The 15,029-nt window shown below is 60.5% G+C and carries 12 protein-coding genes; 3 read left to right on the top strand and 9 right to left on the bottom strand.

Annotated elements, in window-relative coordinates:
- Positions 1–15 precede the first annotated feature (15 nt).
- Entirely contained in the window at positions 16–936 is a 921-nt protein-coding gene (locus AC1DH9_RS02470; protein ID WP_477807751.1) for a His/Gly/Thr/Pro-type tRNA ligase C-terminal domain-containing protein, read from the top strand.
- On the opposite strand, the gene AC1DH9_RS02475 is transcribed toward AC1DH9_RS02470, so the two are convergent.
- A complete protein-coding gene (locus AC1DH9_RS02475) occupies positions 920–1,441 on the bottom strand; it encodes a DUF3617 domain-containing protein (protein ID WP_054594808.1) in 522 nt (173 codons plus the stop codon). The genes AC1DH9_RS02470 and AC1DH9_RS02475 overlap by 17 nt on opposite strands.
- A 131-nt stretch (positions 1,442–1,572) precedes the next feature.
- On the opposite strand from AC1DH9_RS02475, the gene cls reads away from it, so the two are divergent.
- Positions 1,573–3,012, top strand: a complete 1,440-nt coding sequence (gene cls / locus AC1DH9_RS02480; RefSeq protein WP_427541333.1) for a cardiolipin synthase — start codon at positions 1,573–1,575, stop codon at positions 3,010–3,012.
- On the opposite strand, the gene cfaB is transcribed toward cls, so the two are convergent.
- From cfaB to AC1DH9_RS02510, 6 genes are all read right to left on the bottom strand, one after another.
- The gene (gene cfaB / locus AC1DH9_RS02485) at positions 3,009–4,196 is read right to left on the bottom strand and encodes a C17 cyclopropane fatty acid synthase CfaB (protein ID WP_477807752.1); all 1,188 of its coding nucleotides are present in this window, start codon (positions 4,194–4,196) and stop codon (positions 3,009–3,011) included. The genes cls and cfaB overlap by 4 nt on opposite strands.
- 315 nt (positions 4,197–4,511) lie before the next feature.
- Positions 4,512–6,422 carry a cation-translocating P-type ATPase gene (locus tag AC1DH9_RS02490; protein WP_477807753.1) on the bottom strand — a complete coding sequence of 637 codons (1,911 nt, stop codon included), beginning with the start codon at positions 6,420–6,422 and terminating at the stop codon, positions 4,512–4,514.
- Positions 6,419–7,477, bottom strand: a complete 1,059-nt coding sequence (gene hflK, locus AC1DH9_RS02495; protein WP_427541342.1) for a protease modulator HflK — start codon at positions 7,475–7,477, stop codon at positions 6,419–6,421. Before hflK (AC1DH9_RS02495) ends, AC1DH9_RS02490 begins: the two co-directional genes overlap by 4 nt.
- Positions 7,474–8,523: a protease modulator HflC gene (gene hflC, locus AC1DH9_RS02500; RefSeq protein WP_427541345.1), complete on the bottom strand. Its 1,050-nt coding sequence runs from the start codon at positions 8,521–8,523 to the stop codon at positions 7,474–7,476. The genes hflK (AC1DH9_RS02495) and hflC overlap by 4 nt, the downstream gene beginning before the upstream one ends.
- Entirely contained in the window at positions 8,520–10,310 is a 1,791-nt protein-coding gene (gene hflK, locus AC1DH9_RS02505; RefSeq protein WP_477807754.1) for a protease modulator HflK, read from the bottom strand. Before hflK (AC1DH9_RS02505) ends, hflC begins: the two co-directional genes overlap by 4 nt.
- A 110-nt stretch (positions 10,311–10,420) precedes the next feature.
- Entirely contained in the window at positions 10,421–10,894 is a 474-nt protein-coding gene (locus tag AC1DH9_RS02510; protein WP_054594814.1) for an Lrp/AsnC family transcriptional regulator, read from the bottom strand.
- Between the two features lie 144 nt (positions 10,895–11,038).
- On the opposite strand from AC1DH9_RS02510, the gene AC1DH9_RS02515 reads away from it, so the two are divergent.
- Positions 11,039–11,668, top strand: a complete 630-nt coding sequence (locus AC1DH9_RS02515) for a LysE family translocator (protein ID WP_427541351.1) — start codon at positions 11,039–11,041, stop codon at positions 11,666–11,668.
- Here the strand turns inward: AC1DH9_RS02515 and AC1DH9_RS02520 are convergent.
- A complete protein-coding gene (locus AC1DH9_RS02520) occupies positions 11,656–13,812 on the bottom strand; it encodes a hypothetical protein (RefSeq protein ID WP_427541354.1) in 2,157 nt (718 codons plus the stop codon). The two genes, AC1DH9_RS02515 and AC1DH9_RS02520, sit on opposite strands and share 13 nt — an antisense overlap.
- Complete coding sequence (locus AC1DH9_RS02525; protein WP_427541357.1) at positions 13,799–14,998, bottom strand: DUF3142 domain-containing protein; 1,200 nt, start codon at positions 14,996–14,998, stop codon at positions 13,799–13,801. The genes AC1DH9_RS02520 and AC1DH9_RS02525 overlap by 14 nt, the downstream gene beginning before the upstream one ends.
- Positions 14,999–15,029 lie beyond the last annotated feature (31 nt).

Here is a 15,029-nt window from a genome sequence, read left to right on the forward strand (position 1 = left end):
CCAGGAAAACCGACGATGATTCACATCACCCTGCCTGACGGCTCGCTGCGCGAGTACGACCAACCACTCTCGGTATTTGAAGTTGYGGCGAGCATTGGAATTGGCCTGGCTAAAGCGGCGGTCGCCGGCCGGGTGAATGGCACGCTGGTGGATTGTGCATTCGTGATCAGTCAGGACGCACGGGTGAACATCGTCACACCGCAGGAACCGGAAGGTCTGGAGATCCTTCGCCGGTCTTGCGTGCGCTTGTTGGCGATGGCGATCAGGCAGCTCTATACCGAGGTAAAGCTGTACGCAGGCGCGGTTGTCGGTGATGGTTTTTACTGTGAATTTGCCCACGAACAATCGTTACAACCTGACGACCTGAAGCTGATCGAAGCGCGAATGTATGCACTGGCAACCACCAACCACTCGATCAATCACGTCCTGTCGCAATCTCGGCTGGGGAACTTCGAAGATGTGCTTGATGGTCCGTACGTGCCTTCAACCAGAGTATTGCAGGCGTTCGCCCTGGCCCATCTTTGTGGAACATCACGGCAACGGATTTACGGCGTGTGCTGGGCTAATCAGCAGGAGCTCGATGAATGGCGAGCCCCACAACAGGTCGTCGTCGTGAACATCGATGAGCGTCAGATCGGCTACGCGCAGTCAGTCACCGAAGCGCTGCGTCGCGCAGGTTTTCGCGCCAACTCCGATGTGCGTAAGAAAAACATCGGGAACAAGATTCGCCACCACACTCTGCTGGCGGTGCCCTACTTGCTGGTGATCGGTGACAAGGAAATGGATGGCGGATTCGTCAGTTTGCGCAGCGGCAAGGGCGAGGATTTTGGGCGGATGAGTGTTGAAGCGGTGTGTGAGCGGCTGCGGATCGAAATGGACACTGTCGCTGGCAAGGCCGCAGCCTTGCCAGCAATAGAGATCAGGCGCGAGGTTTGACCGTTCCGCAATCCTGCCCCAACCACACGGCACGAGTATCCATGCTGCCCTTTTGCTGGATTCCGGTGGCGTTGAACGTACCGTTGACCGTGGTGTTGAACTCACGGTCGCTAAGGAACGTAGCAACGCCGGCGCCCTGGGCTTTCGGGCAGCTGAAGCGGAATTTCCACTGGTTGCCGCTGCGGTCGGTGACCTGCTGCGTGCAGCCTGACTGCGGGTCTTGCAGGGGAATGGTATCGGATTGAACCTGTGCCTGGGTCAGGCACACACGAATCCCTTTACCGCCCATGGTGATGCCTTGTTTCTCCAACGCGGCCTTTTGTGCCGGCGTCATCTGGCTGCCCAACTGGTTAAGGATCAACTGCAGATCCGGGAGGTTCTGGTCATCGACCTTCATGTTGCTTGAGGTCAATTCCCACAAACCCGGTTGCAGCATCTGTGCCTGAGCGACCACAGGAAGTGACAAGCCAACAGCCATGGCCAAACCCAGCAGACGTACGTTCATCGAGTAACTCCTAGACAATAGTGCCCGTTAGACGTCGCCAATCTACTTCGGTTGCATGTCTAATTAAATAGCGACATTCATCGTGGAACATGGTCTGTTAAGCATTGAACTGTCAGGAGCACGGTTGCCCCATGGATTTTTTTGGACCCCATCTTTTCGCGTATCTGATCGCGCTCATCCACTCACTGGGCACGATCGCCGCCATTCACGCCGTATTGACCGTCAGGACCGCTCAGGGCTCGATTGCCTGGGCCTTGTCACTGGTCTTCATACCTTACCTGACGCTTATCCCTTATCTGGTCTTCGGTCGCAGCACCTTCGACGCTTATATCAAGGCTCGTCGGCAGGCCAACGAAGAAATGCACAAGGCCATCGCCGACCTGAACTGGCGTCCGTGGATCGAGGAAGCGCTGACCGCCCGCGCCTCCAAAGCCTACACCTCGTTACGGGCGATGCCGAAGCTGGGGCGGATGCCGTGCCTGGCAAACAATCAGGTACGGCTGTTGATCAACGGCCAGGCAACCTTTGATGCGATTTTCGAAGCGATACGCACCGCCCGTGAAGCCGTGTTGATTCAGTTTTTCATCGTCCATGACGACCAGCTCGGCCGACGCCTGCAAACACTGCTGATGGAAAAATCCGCTGAAGGCGTCGCTATTTACCTGCTCTACGATCGGATCGGTAGCCACTCCCTGCCTCACAGCTATGTTCAACCCTTGCGTGATGCCGGGGTGCAGGTCGAGGCGTTTGCCACACGCAGTGGCTGGCTCAATCGGTTTCAGGTGAACTTCCGTAACCATCGCAAGATTGTCGTGGTCGACGGCGCGCAGGGCTTTGTCGGCGGGCATAACGTCGGTGACGAATACATGGGCCAGAAACCACCGCTGGCACCGTGGCGCGATACGCACATCGCCGTCAGCGGCCCCGTGGTTGCGTGCATGCAGGAGTCTTTCGCGGAAGACTGGTTCTGGGCCTCCCGAAAACTGCCACCGCTGATTCTGCCACAGAGCTACCCCGACGACGGCGTGCTCTGCCAACTACTGGCCAGCGGACCGGCGGACCCTTACGAAACCTGCTCGCTGTTTTTCGTTGAAGCCATCCACTCCGCGACCGAACGCGTGTGGATCACCAGCCCGTATTTCATACCCGATGAAGCGGTATTTGCCGCGCTACGCCTGGCGGTACTGCGCGGTGTCGATGTGCGGCTCCTGTTGCCATCTCGACCGGATCACCGGATCGTCTATGCCGCCTCCAGCCTGTACGCCTTCGAAGCCGTACGCGCCGGGGTTCGGGTGTTCCGGTACCAACCGGGCTTTTTGCATCAGAAGGTCGTGCTGATCGACAGTGAGATCACGGCGATCGGCAGTGCGAATCTGGACAACCGTTCGTTCCGGCTCAACTTCGAAGTGATGCTACTGACCGTCGACAGCGAATTCGCAGGTTTGGTGGAACACATGCTCAACGACGACTTTGCTCAGGCCCACGAAATTGCCAAAGGCGAAAGCCGGAAGACCCACCGCCTGCAACAGCTTGGCATGCGGGTCGCCCGGCTTATCTCGCCGATCCTTTAAGGGTTGTAGATATCGTCACGCGTCCACGGTAGCTCATGGCTGCCGTCGGGGTGGGTCTTGACCGCGAGGATCTGGTGCAAGTTGATCCAGCCCCGTGCGAACGCATAGGCGCAGCCTGCCAGGTACAGTCGCCAGATCCGCAACGCCTGMTCCGGCACCTCTTTGGAAGCGGCTTCAAGGTTGTCCTCCAGCCGCTCGCTCCAGTGGTCCAGCGTACGGGCGTAATGCAGACGCAGGCTTTCGACATCGACGATCTCCAGCCCCGCTTCACTGATTTCAGCCGAAATCATCGACAGGTGCGGTAATTCACCGTTAGGGAATACGTAGCGCTCGATGAAATCGCCCGCTCCGCGTCCGACCGGCCGGCCATCCGTGTGCTTGGCGGTAATGCCATGGTTCATCACCAGGCCGCCTTCACGCACGGCCCCGAACAATGTCTTGCAGTATTCCGCCAGGTTGGCGTGCCCGACGTGTTCGAACATGCCGACGCTCACGATCTTATCGAACCGCCCATCCTGAGGCAGATCGCGGTAATCGAGCAGTTGTAGCTCAACCTGATCCTGCAAACCTTCAGCGATCACCCGCTCCCGGGCCAATGCCAACTGCTCCTTGCTCAGGGTGATGCCAAATACTTTCACCCCGAACTCCCGCGCCGCATAACGCGCCAACCCTCCCCAGCCGCAGCCGACATCCAGCAGGTATTCGCCGGGTTGTAGCCGTAGTTTGCGACACAGGTGGCGGAATTTTGCTTGCTGGGCCTGTTCCAGGGTTTCGCTGCCGGTTTCGAAGTAAGCGCAGGAATACGCCATGTCACTGTCGAGCCAGAGCTGATAGAAAGCATTCGAGAGGTCGTAGTGATAGGAAATCGCCGCTGCGTCGGTGGCTTTGTCATGGACAGAGCGCACCGGCTGCTTGCCGTCGGTATCATCCAGTAGCGCTTGGCTCCACTCATCACAGACCCGGATCACATCGCTGATCTGACCTTCAAGTTCGAGCTTGCCCTCAACGAAAGCGGCGCCCAGCAGGTCGAGGCTTGGGCGAGTGAATTGAGACACTAATTGTGGGTCCTTGACCACAATCGTGACGCTGGGCGCAGGGCCCAGATTGAATTCATGGCCGTCCCACAGTCGCAAGCGAAGCGGTAATTGCAGATTCTGTAAGGCCGGTGGTAGTTGCGCGAGCATGAATAGTCCCCCTTGTTTCAGACGTCTGATTTGAGGGTAGACCATTGTGGAAAATTAGCTGGCTATCGATTTAATAGCCTTTTCCTATGAGTCACGACGGGGCAACAAACTGTCGTAAACCCACTATTTCAGCCACGTAACGGCCTGAAGAAGTGCGCCCTCTTCACAGTTGACTGTCAATTGTGCGCACAGTTCGGCGACGCTTCCGCCTTCACTGACCATGTCGATTCAGAACACGGCACATGACCCTGTAGCAGCCGAACGCAGGCTTCGCCAGCTGCTACAGGTCGCGTTACGAACTGACCGGCCACGTCCTCAACCCTCTTCTTTCAGCTTCAGCAGCGGCTCCTGGAACCGCAACAAACGCCCGGCATTGCCCAACACCAGCAACGTGCTCAGGTTATGCAGGACCGCAGCAATCATCGCCCCTCCCGCCCCCAGCCAGCCAAACGCAGCGAACGCGACGATCGCCAGCGTCCAGCCCAGACCGATGATCACATTGACCTGCAAGGTCTGTCGGCACTGGCGGCTCAAGCGCACGCAGGTACCGAGTCGACGCAGATCGCTGCCGATCAACACGATGTCGGCCGAGGCCAGGGCGATATCTGCTCCGCCTGCGCCCATGGCCACTCCGACTACGCCAGCCTTTAGCGCCAACGAATCATTGATGCCATCGCCGACCACCATCGGCCGGAAGCCATTGTCGATTTCAGTCAGGACGCGATTGAGTTTGTCTTCCGGCAAGGCTTGCGCCTCGACATCGCTAATGCCGACTTCATGGGCCAGTCTGTGGGCGACGCTCTGCCGATCGCCGGTCAACAACAACTGCCGGCCAAGACCCAACTCGCGCAGTTCTCTCATGGCAAAACGCGCTTCCGGTTTGATGCTGTCCGCCAACAACAGCCACGCAAGGAAACGCCCATCCAATGCCAGACCGGCAATCGGCCCATCGTGCACCGGCACCGTCGAGGTGGTGATGCCCAACTGCGCAAACAATTCAGGTCGGCCGAGCGCCGCTTCGCCCTGCTCGGTCATCGCCACCACACCCAAACCCTGACGTTCACGAATATCCGAAAGCAACAGGAAATGCTCCTGAGCGACCAACTCGGCCAATGCCCGACTGACCGGGTGGCTGCTGGCCGAGCCGAGGCTGGCGGCCAGTTTCAGCAAGGTGCTGCGGTCCTCGACCGGGCTGTCGATCGACTGCAAACGCAACGTGCCGAACGTCAGGGTGCCGGTCTTGTCGACCACCAACGACGTCAGGTCCGCCAATTCTTCGAGGAACGCCGAGCTGCGAATCAGGATGCCGTGGCGCGCAGCCACCGCGATCCCGGCAATCGCCGTGGCCGGGGCCGACAGCACCAATGCACATGGGCAGGCGGCAACCAGTACCGCGAGCATTGCTTGCGCATCATTGGTGACGAACCAGGTCACTGCGGCCAACAGCAACACCAGCACCATGTAGCTGCCGGCGTAGCGTTCCAGCAAACGGGTGATCGGTGGCTTGGAGCGCTCGGCACTTTGCATCAGCGCGATGACTTTGCCGAGGGTCGATTCGTTGCCGGTGCGGGTCACTTCCAACCGCAGCAAACCATCGAGGTTGATCGCCCCGCCGAACACTTGCATGCCGACGATGGCCTCAAGCGGCACCGACTCACCAGTGATCGGCGCGGTGTCCAGGCTCGCTTGACCGGACAGCACCCGCCCATCGGCAGGCACTCGATCGCCTGCGCGCACTTCAACGATGTCTCCGGCCTTCAACGCAGCGTTGTCGATTTCGATAATCGAGCCATCGGCCTGAACCTTGCGCGCATGGCTGCGCGTCAGCCGGCCCAGCGCGTGGATCGCTTCCTGAGAGCCAATCACGCTACGCTCTTCCAGCACGTGGCCGAAGATCATGATGATCGGCAACAAGGCAGCGGTCAGCAGATCGCCCGTCGCCCAGGCGCCCATCATCGCCAGAGCGATCAGTTGATCGGTGATCCCGTGCAGGCTCGGATAACGCAGGCTGTACCAGGCCGAACGCATGACCGGAACGRCCACCAGTAATGACGCCAGCCCGAGCAATAACTGGCTGACACCGGTTTGCTCCGGCGACAACCAGCGCCAGACCAGTCCCAGGCCGAGCAAGCCCAAAGCGAGCATTGCCAAGGTCAACTGGCGTGCGGCGCTGCGTTTTTCAGCCGAGCTCAACATGCTTGGCGCAGCGACGGTTTGAGTTGTCATTGTTCGGCTCCCTGAATGATCAGGCGGGAATCGTCTTTAGGGTTGACCGTGGTAACCGAGCCGGCCTGACCGAGAATTTTCGGCATACGCTCGCGATAGATCCGCAGGAGCATTTCCGGGTCGCTGCCCTTCTGCTGCGCCTGCGCCAGGCTAAGCACCGTGGCGGTGTCGGCCGACGCTTTGGCCAGACGTTCGCTCGCTTGAGCGTGAGCCACTTGCAGCGTGCGATCAGCTTGTTGGGTCGCGGTCTGAGTGAGCTTTTCGGCTTCAGTACGTGCGTTCGCTACGGCCTTATCTGCCTGCTGACTGGCGGTCAGTACCGCGTTAAAAGCATTGACCGCAGGTTCGGGCAGACTCGATTGCACGTCGACCCGGGCGACCTCGATCCCCAATCCCTGCCCCGTCGCGGTTAACTCGGCCAAGCGCTGATTGATCCCTTGCACCAGATCACCGCGCAGACGCTCGCGACGTTCGGCGGCCTGATTGTCAGCACCGATCAACTCCGGCCGAGCGACCAGAATGGTGTCCAGGTCTCGCGCAGCCGTCAGCGCCACCGCACTGCGAGTCACCAAACGGTCCAGCGCCGGCAGCACATGTTCACCCTGCAGGACGAAGGCGTAAGGCTCGGTCACTTTGTAAAACACCCGAACGTCCAGTTGCACCACGCCCGAATCGCCAGTGAGCAAATACCCAGAGCCGGCCAGCGCATCGCTCAGTGGATTGGCGAAACTCGCCACACGCTCACCTTGCAGCGCAGCATCGGAGCGCAGCAGATTTTCCACCCGCCGTTCGATCACCCGATCCGCTGCCGGCAACAAAATCACCTGCTCGAACGGACGCGGCCACGCCAACAGCAGGCCGGCGTTCTGGATGCGATCCAGCGCGCCGAAGTGCATCACCACGGCGCGATTCTGCGGATCAATCTGCCGCACATTGGAGAAAGCCCAGGCCAACGCAGCCAACACCGTTACCGCGTAAAGCGCGAGAAATGCCAGACGCCCTGCCTGAATCCACGGGCTGTCGAGTTCATTTGTTCCACGTGGAACCACACTCATGGCTGCGACCCAGATTTGTTATCCAGCGTCGGCGGTCCATCAACCAACACCCGGAATGGCGCAGCATCGGTACGCAGAATCAGCTTTGTGCCTGGCTTTATCATCGTGTCCAAGGTGTCCAGCGAACGCAGCAAGTTGTACAACTGCGGCGAACCCGCGTAAGCCTTGCCGTAGATTTGCGCGGCTTCAACCCGCGATTGGGCCTCGATGTCCGCAGCCTTCACTGTGGCGTCAGCCTGGACGATGCGCGCATCGCGCTCGGCGGCTGAACGGATTTGCGCCGCCTCCCGCTTGCCGATGGCGGTGCGTTCGGTGGCAATGGTTTCACGCTCGGCACGCATGCGATCGACGGTGGCGGTCAGGGTCACTGACGGCAGTGTCAGCCGTTCGATACCCACTTGCAGCACACGCACGCCGTAAGTGGTCAGCAGTTGCTGATCGATCTGCTTGCGCAGTTGCGCCTCGAAATCAGCGATATGCACTTGGTTGGCGTCGGTGTTCACCAGGTTGGCCAGGTCGAAACTGCTGGCAGTGGTTTCCAGCGCGGAGCCGACAAACGTACGAATCTGCCGCGCTGCTTCGTCCGGTTGGTTCTGCACCGCTCGCATGAAGCGTTGCACATTGTCTGGATCACCCTGCACCTGCCACGCGACATAAGCCTGAACGATGATCCGCAAACCATCGCGCGTGCCCACGTCCTGCAAACCGCTGGAGGTGGTGCGCAGACGCAGGTCGACCGGAATCGCCGCCTCGAACGGTGTCGGCCAGCGCCAACCGAGGCCGGGCTCCAGCAGCACCCGCGAAGGATTGCCGAAACGGGTAATCACCGTCGCCTCGCCCGAACGCACTTGCACCAGGCTCGCCGCCGCAATGGCAAACAGCACCAGCAGCGCCGCCCAGCCCATGCGTCGCCACGGGAAGGGGCCCGCCTCTTGCGGGTCACCATGGTGATGATGGTGGTGGCCGTGATGATGCCCGCCATGGCCATGGTCGTGGCCGGCGTGGTCGTGATGATCATGCGGCTCGTGGGAATGCGACGGGCTCAATTGGCGGCTCCTGACTGAACGGGTTGACGTGACGGCGAAGTGTCAGTCGGTAAGGTGGCGGGTAACGTGTAGCTGCGTAAGTCGATGGTCGGCGTACTGTTGCCACCCAAGCGATGATCAAGCACTAGTACCTTGGCGTTGGCCAGGCCTTGCGACAGCTGGGCAAAATATTGCTCCAGCACAAAGGCCCGACCGGCTACGGCGTAGGCTTTGCGCTCGGCAGCGAAACGCAGGTCGGCGGCTTGGGCCGTGGCGTTGACTTCACGGGCCGTGGCCAGCGCCTGGTCATGGGCGACACTGGCCTGCAATTGCGCCTGATTGGTCTGCTCGGCAGCCGCGCCACGCTCGCGCGCGATCAACGCTTGCGCGCCGATCTGCGCGGCTTGCACGCTGTGATAGGCGTTGGCAGCGCCGGCCGGAGGATGAATCGCTTCGACGACCGTGGCGAGGATTTCCACGCCGCTGTCGAGTTTCTGCAAATCAGCCTGCACGGCACGACCAATGTCTTCGGCGAGCCCTACCCGATCGGCCCCAAGCAAACCGTCGAGGGTCCGCGAGGCAAAGTCGTGCACCAGAATCCGGCTGGCAGTGCTGCGAATCAGTGTGGGTACATCGGTGCTGTTGTAGGTTGCCGCCAACGCGGCCTGATCACTCAGACCGATGCGGTAGACAAAACGCACGTCCATGTTGACGATCTGGAAGCTCTGTTTATCGTTGCTGCTACTGGCAATCACCTGGGACTTGTCATTCACGTGGCTGGCGTCCCACAACCGATTGGCAATGGCCGGTGCGGACCCTTCCGCAGGATCAGCCACCGTCACCGCTGGCGTGTCACCGACGCTGGTCGCCAATTCGTGAACCACGCCATTTTCAACGCTCAGCACCCTTCCCAACGGCCAAGGCAGACCGGCATGCAAACCCGGACCAAACACCTGAACCGGCTTGCCAAAGCGCTCGTAGATCCCCCGCCCTTGCAGCGGTATTTCGTGAATCCCGGTGAGCAGCCAACCCACGAACAGCACCACGCTCAGCACAGGCAAGAAGGCCCGACGCATGTAAGTGAAAGCCCAGATCTGCCGCAGATCGATGCCAAAGCGGTTATGCAATTCGTGCTGCAACGCCAACAAAGGTTGTGGCGGCCAGCGCAACATGTCCGCGACAAAACTGCGCGCCAGCAACGTCGGTTCGAGCAGATCGCGACGCGGACTGAACAACGACAACACCGCACGCAGCAACAACTCTGCGGCGACCAGCCCCGGCAGTAAACCGATCAACACCGCCAGGCGCACAGGCCAGACGGCAGTTTCGCTGCTGAACAACAGGCAGAATGCGCCGGTCACCAGACAGATGATCGCCACGCGAGTGAGCTGCGCCAACTGCCCGGCTTCGGGCCATTGCGCGGGAATTTCCTGAGTCAGTTGGCGTTCGCACACCAGCAAACCGAACGCCAGCAGCAACGATAGCGCTGCCCCAACGCTGGCCGAAAGACCCAGCGCAGCGGCGGGTAATGTCAGGTTCCAGAACTGTTCGAGGCTGAACAACGCCAGCAATGACCAACCGGCCAGCCACAACGTCGGCGCGCCGATCTGCGCCAGTAATCCGGTCCAGCGCTCACCCGCTCGCGCCAACAGTCGCTCATACCAGCCGAGCGCCTCGGTGATTTCGATCTGTTCCGCAGCCAGCACAACCACCGGTTCAGCCAGCGCCAGCGCCCGCCATTGGGTGATCCACCAGGCCGATTGCAAACCGGCCACCACCACGATCAACGCCGAGGACTGACTGACCAATAGTTTTGCAAATCGTTACGATATAACGATGGTAGTGAATTTTTGGCTCCCCGCCCATCACCCAACCCGCACATATAAAGATGAAAGCGTAGTCGGGCTGAGCAAGGGCATCAGCTCGGCAAATGCCCCAGCGGTAATGGCCCCGGGGTTTTTACCGTATGAATTGCGAAGTTGCTGCGGATATCACTCACACCCGGCAACTTGAGCAGGCTGCCGGTCAAAAAGCGCTCATAACCGCGCAAATCCGGCACCACCACTTGCAGCAGAAAATCCGATTCGCCTGACACCAGAAACGCCGAAATCACCTCGGGCAATGCCGTTACCGCCAGACGAAACGCTTCGGCCTCTTCGTCGTTGTGGCGCTCGACCTTGACCCCGACAAACACGGTCAGCCCCAGCCCCACTTCGTCGCGGTCGAGGTTCGCTTGATAGCCGCGAATCACCCCGGCCTCTTCCAGCATTCGCACCCGGCGCAGACACGGCGAAGCCGACAGGCCGATCTCGTCCGCCAGTTGCACGTTGCTCAGGCGACCGTCGCGTTGCAGCGCGGCAAGGATGCGGCGGTCGTAGGCGTCCAGTTTCATGGTTTGGCAGTTCCCGACTGTTTTTATTCATTGATTGGCAGAAGCTGCCAAGTCTAGCTGTTTCCAGGCGCGACTACGCAACCACCTGCCCTGCCCTTCGGCCCTAGACTTTGATCACCGAATCGCTAACGAATGGGGTGCAGCATGGCAGGACTCTGGATGTTCTTTTTGGCCTTGGCAGTGGTTTACCTGTTGCCCGGCCCGGACATGATTCTGCTGCTGCAAACCGGTGCCCGGCAGGGCAAAGCCGCCGCGCTGGCCACCGCCATTGGCCTGGCGATTGCCCGGGGTTGCCACGTTGCGCTGGCAGCGCTGGGCCTGGCGACGCTGTTCAAGGCTGCACCCTGGACTTTTGAAGTAGTGCGTCTGGCCGGTGCCGCGTATCTGCTGTGGCTGGGGATTCAATGCCTGCGCTCGAACCTGCTGCCGAACCTGAACACCAACGGCACAGTCGCAGCGAAACTTGCGTGGCGCGAGGCGATCCAGCGCGGCTTGTTGACCAACCTGCTCAACCCCAAGGCGCTGCTGTTTTGCTCGGTGCTGTTGCCGCAGTTTATCAACCCGCAGGCAGGGCCGGTGCTGACGCAGTTCGCGACCCTGGGCGTGTTGCTGGTGGTGGCCGGTTTGCTGTTCGACAGCGGTTACGCGCTGATCGGCGCCTGGCTCGGTCGCTGGCTGGAGCGCAGCCCCTCGGCGCAGCGCATGCAGCAATGGCTGTTTGGCAGCCTGCTGATCGGTTTTGCGCTGCGCCTGACGTTCGTTCAGCAGGCTTGACGATTGGCCTTGCGCTTGTGGCGATTGATCAGCCACAGGGCCAATGCCGTGAACACCACCACAGAACCCATTTGCAGCCACTTTTTATAGGGGCGCAAGGTTGAACGCACGGGTTCCAGGACTTGAGTCACGTAACGTTTATCGGCGTTCTGAAAGTCGGGATAAGGGCATTGATGCCCGAAGTTCACCGCCCAATCCACATAAGGTCCTTCTTTGACATAACGTTGGTAGAAGGCCTTTTCCTCCTCAACGCTGGTACCAAAACCCGCGGCGGCACACAGAACCGCCGCGAACGCCTGGCTGCTGTGGGGCAACAGGTCCGCCGCCTTGCTAGCCAGGCCAGTAGCAACGTAACGGTAGTGGAAACGTTCGTCCGGTTTGGCTGAGCTGGCTTGCTGGCGTTGCACCTCCCCTTCAGTGATCAGCGGCCCGACTTTTAACTCAGTCTTCTCAAGGCTGTAGTTGCCATCGAACGTGGCGTAATCCGGGGCCATCTCATAGCCGAGAATCTCCATTCCCCACTTGCGAGCCATCCAGGCGGCGTTGAAATAATCCGCTGCGCGACGGGTTGGCCACCAGCGCGACTCGGCGTCCTGACGCGATTGCCCGTAGGCTCGAGCTTTGGCTTGCAACTCAGGATTATCAAAGTACGCCGGCGCTTCATCGTAGCGCTCCTCGCGCAACAACCGACGCCCGAGCAAGTCGCGCAAACGTGCCGCGATCGGTACCGGCACATAACGCTCGCGCTCCTGCTGGGTCAACGGCGTTGGCGCTGGTACCTGGCGGTCGACAAACTGCTTGAGCTCATCGACCGTCAGCACCCGTTCCGCGACAACAGCCGCGTCTTCCCAGTAGAGATCCTGGCTGCGATACAGCTGCTCAAAGGCTTGCAGATAATCGCCACGTTCCAGCGCCAGCAGCGCACTTTCACCGTCGACCCGGCAGCCGGGCTTGAGCGTTTCGTAGTCACCGCTGGACGCCCTGCGACCACCCCAGTTTTCATCCTGCGGGAAGGCTTTGGCCGCCTTGGCATAGGCGCCGGCAGCCGCCGCTTTGTCACCCTCCCGCAACGCTATTTTGGCTCGCAGCCACCAGGCCAGGCCGCTGTCACCGGCATGTTCGAGCAAGGTTTTGGTGGTGGCGTAATCACCGATCTGATAATTCAGCGCCGCCAGGCGATCAGCGTTATCCAGGCTGCCAACGGTGCTCTGGACCAGCGACTTGATCATTTTTTGTTCAGCGGGTGGTTGTTCACCGTACGACCAACCGACATGGCTGATCAACGCCGCCGTGACCAATTGCTGCACCGCTTTGCCTTTGAGCACCTCGTTGAGCTGCGCCTCCGGCATCTCGCCCAGTTCATTCATCAACTGCTTGAGTGAGCTGTAACCGACTTGCGAGCCTTGCAGGCTCTGCGTCGCGTAAAGCTCGACGGCGGTGTTCCAGTCACCGGCCAGGCGTACCAGCCKCGCTTCTTCGCCGAGGCTGGCGATGCCCAATTCCTGAGGGTCGCTGAAGCCCTCGATACTCAACTGACGAGCCTGCACAAAGGCCTGCCGGGCCTGTTGCAGACTCTCGCGGCGCCCGGTTTCATCGAGGTCATTGGCCTCCTGGCTGATGGCGAACAAGGCCCGTCCCAGCGAGTAAGCCGCCCAGGTGCTGCGCAACGCACGCTGATCGGCCGGCAGCGCCAGCACTTTGCGGAAATACTCAGCCGCGACAGCATGCTCGCCCGCATTGAAGGCCACGGCACCGGCGGTGTACAGGCTGAGTTCAGGCGGCAGGCTGGCGCCCTCGGCTTGCACTTGTTGCGCGTTCTGAAGTGTTCGCAACTGCGCTACCTGCGCGCGCTGAGCGTCGCTCAAACCCGTCTGTTCAGCGGTGTTTCGCGCCTGCACATAAAGATCATTGCCTGCGCCGTAAACATAGTCGCCTGTCATTACCTGTGCAGGCTTCAAACCGGCGATGGCTTTGCCCAGGCGATTCACTTCGAACCGGAAGCTGCCTTCCGGCAATTCGCCCAGGATCTGTGTCCGGTCGCCGAGCAAGCGCAGCGGAAAATCAGGCCCACAAGCCATCGCGCAGCCCAGCGGCAGACAGAGACTTACAGCGAGCAAATGACGCGACACGTTATGGGTGGACATGAGCACTTCCTTGATCAATTTTTGTGCAGCGCGCCCAACCAAGGGAGCGTTCGGCCTCTGCCGGCAATCGGCCGTCTTTGAGGCGGGTAAAGCTGAGTTGTCCGGGTGTCTGCTGCACGGTATAGCCGTTGAGCGCATCCACCGCATCGCATTCCGTGACCGCCAACGTCACGCGCTCGGGCAGACCTGCGTCGAGGTTGCCGCGATTGCTCACCGCAATGTCGTACAGACCGTCATGGCTGGAAAGGTTCAGGTCGAGCTGACTGGCCAACCGATCACCGCGCGCCACCGCACGCAACGTTGCCAGGCTCCACGCGCGTCGGTCGCCCTTGAGTGGCAGACGAAACCAGATCAACCCGGCCAGATGGGGCGGTGGCTCGGCGCGCAATTGGCTGGCGAGTTTCGATAACTGTTGCGGATCAGCCCGTAGCTCACGGCGCTGGCCGATGCGCTCGATCGGCACTTCGCTTTCGACAATCGGCGCCCCACCGTCCCCCGGCAGCAATGCGATACCGTAGGCCGGCAACGCCAGGTAGAAGGGTTTCGCAGTGATCCGGCTCCAGCGCCCGGCCCATTGTTTCGCCTGGGCCGGATCAAACAACCCGTGTTCGGGACTGTTCACCGCGTGCACCTGCAACACGCTGCTGTCGACCACCGCCAGCAACCCCGGCAGTTCGGGACTGTCGAGCCAGGCCGGCAGTGCAGTGATGCTCAGTTTCAACGTAGCCGGCAACACGTTGCGCAACCTCGCAAGAAACTCGCGGTAGGCCGGCAGGCGCGCCGTGCCGGAATCGTGGTCAATTTCGACACCGGCCAGCGTCAGGCCCTGAGCCTGCCACTCGGCAACTACGCTCTGGATCTGCGCCGTGGCTTCGGTTTGATCCAGGGTCTTGAGCTGGCCATCGAGCCGAATCACCGCAATCAGTGGGCGACCATCATTTTTCAACAGCGCAGGGTTGATTCGCGCGCGACGCCAGCCAGCCTGTGGATAAGTCTGCAAGGCCAACACCCGCAACGTTGAAAAGTCCCCGCGCGATTGAGCCAGGGCGTCGTCATGAGCATCAGTCCATTGCCGCTGCCAGACGTAAAGCTGTTGATCGAGCGGCGGCGCGTCCTGCGGCTGGCAACCGTTGAGCAGCACAGCGACTAGCAATAGCGCGCAACGGACGAAAAAAGTCGCTGACATAAAGGCCTGTGGCTGAGTTAATCCCTTAACG

This window comes from Pseudomonas sp. 05T35, from assembly GCF_056396605.1.

What these genes read in the sequence shown, in the direction of transcription:
- AC1DH9_RS02510 (WP_054594814.1), bottom strand. Translation starts at nt 10,894, where the DNA reads ATGAAACTGGACGCCTACGACCGCCGCATCCTTGCCGCGCTGCAACGC.
- AC1DH9_RS02525 (WP_427541357.1), bottom strand. Translation starts at nt 14,998, where the DNA reads ATGTCAGCGACTTTTTTCGTCCGTTGCGCGCTATTGCTAGTCGCTGTG.
- cls (WP_427541333.1), top strand. Translation starts at nt 1,573, where the DNA reads ATGGATTTTTTTGGACCCCATCTTTTCGCGTATCTGATCGCGCTCATC.
- AC1DH9_RS02475 (WP_054594808.1), bottom strand. Translation starts at nt 1,441, where the DNA reads ATGAACGTACGTCTGCTGGGTTTGGCCATGGCTGTTGGCTTGTCACTT.
- hflK (WP_427541342.1), bottom strand. Translation starts at nt 7,477, where the DNA reads ATGAGTGTGGTTCCACGTGGAACAAATGAACTCGACAGCCCGTGGATT.
- AC1DH9_RS02515 (WP_427541351.1), top strand. Translation starts at nt 11,039, where the DNA reads ATGGCAGGACTCTGGATGTTCTTTTTGGCCTTGGCAGTGGTTTACCTG.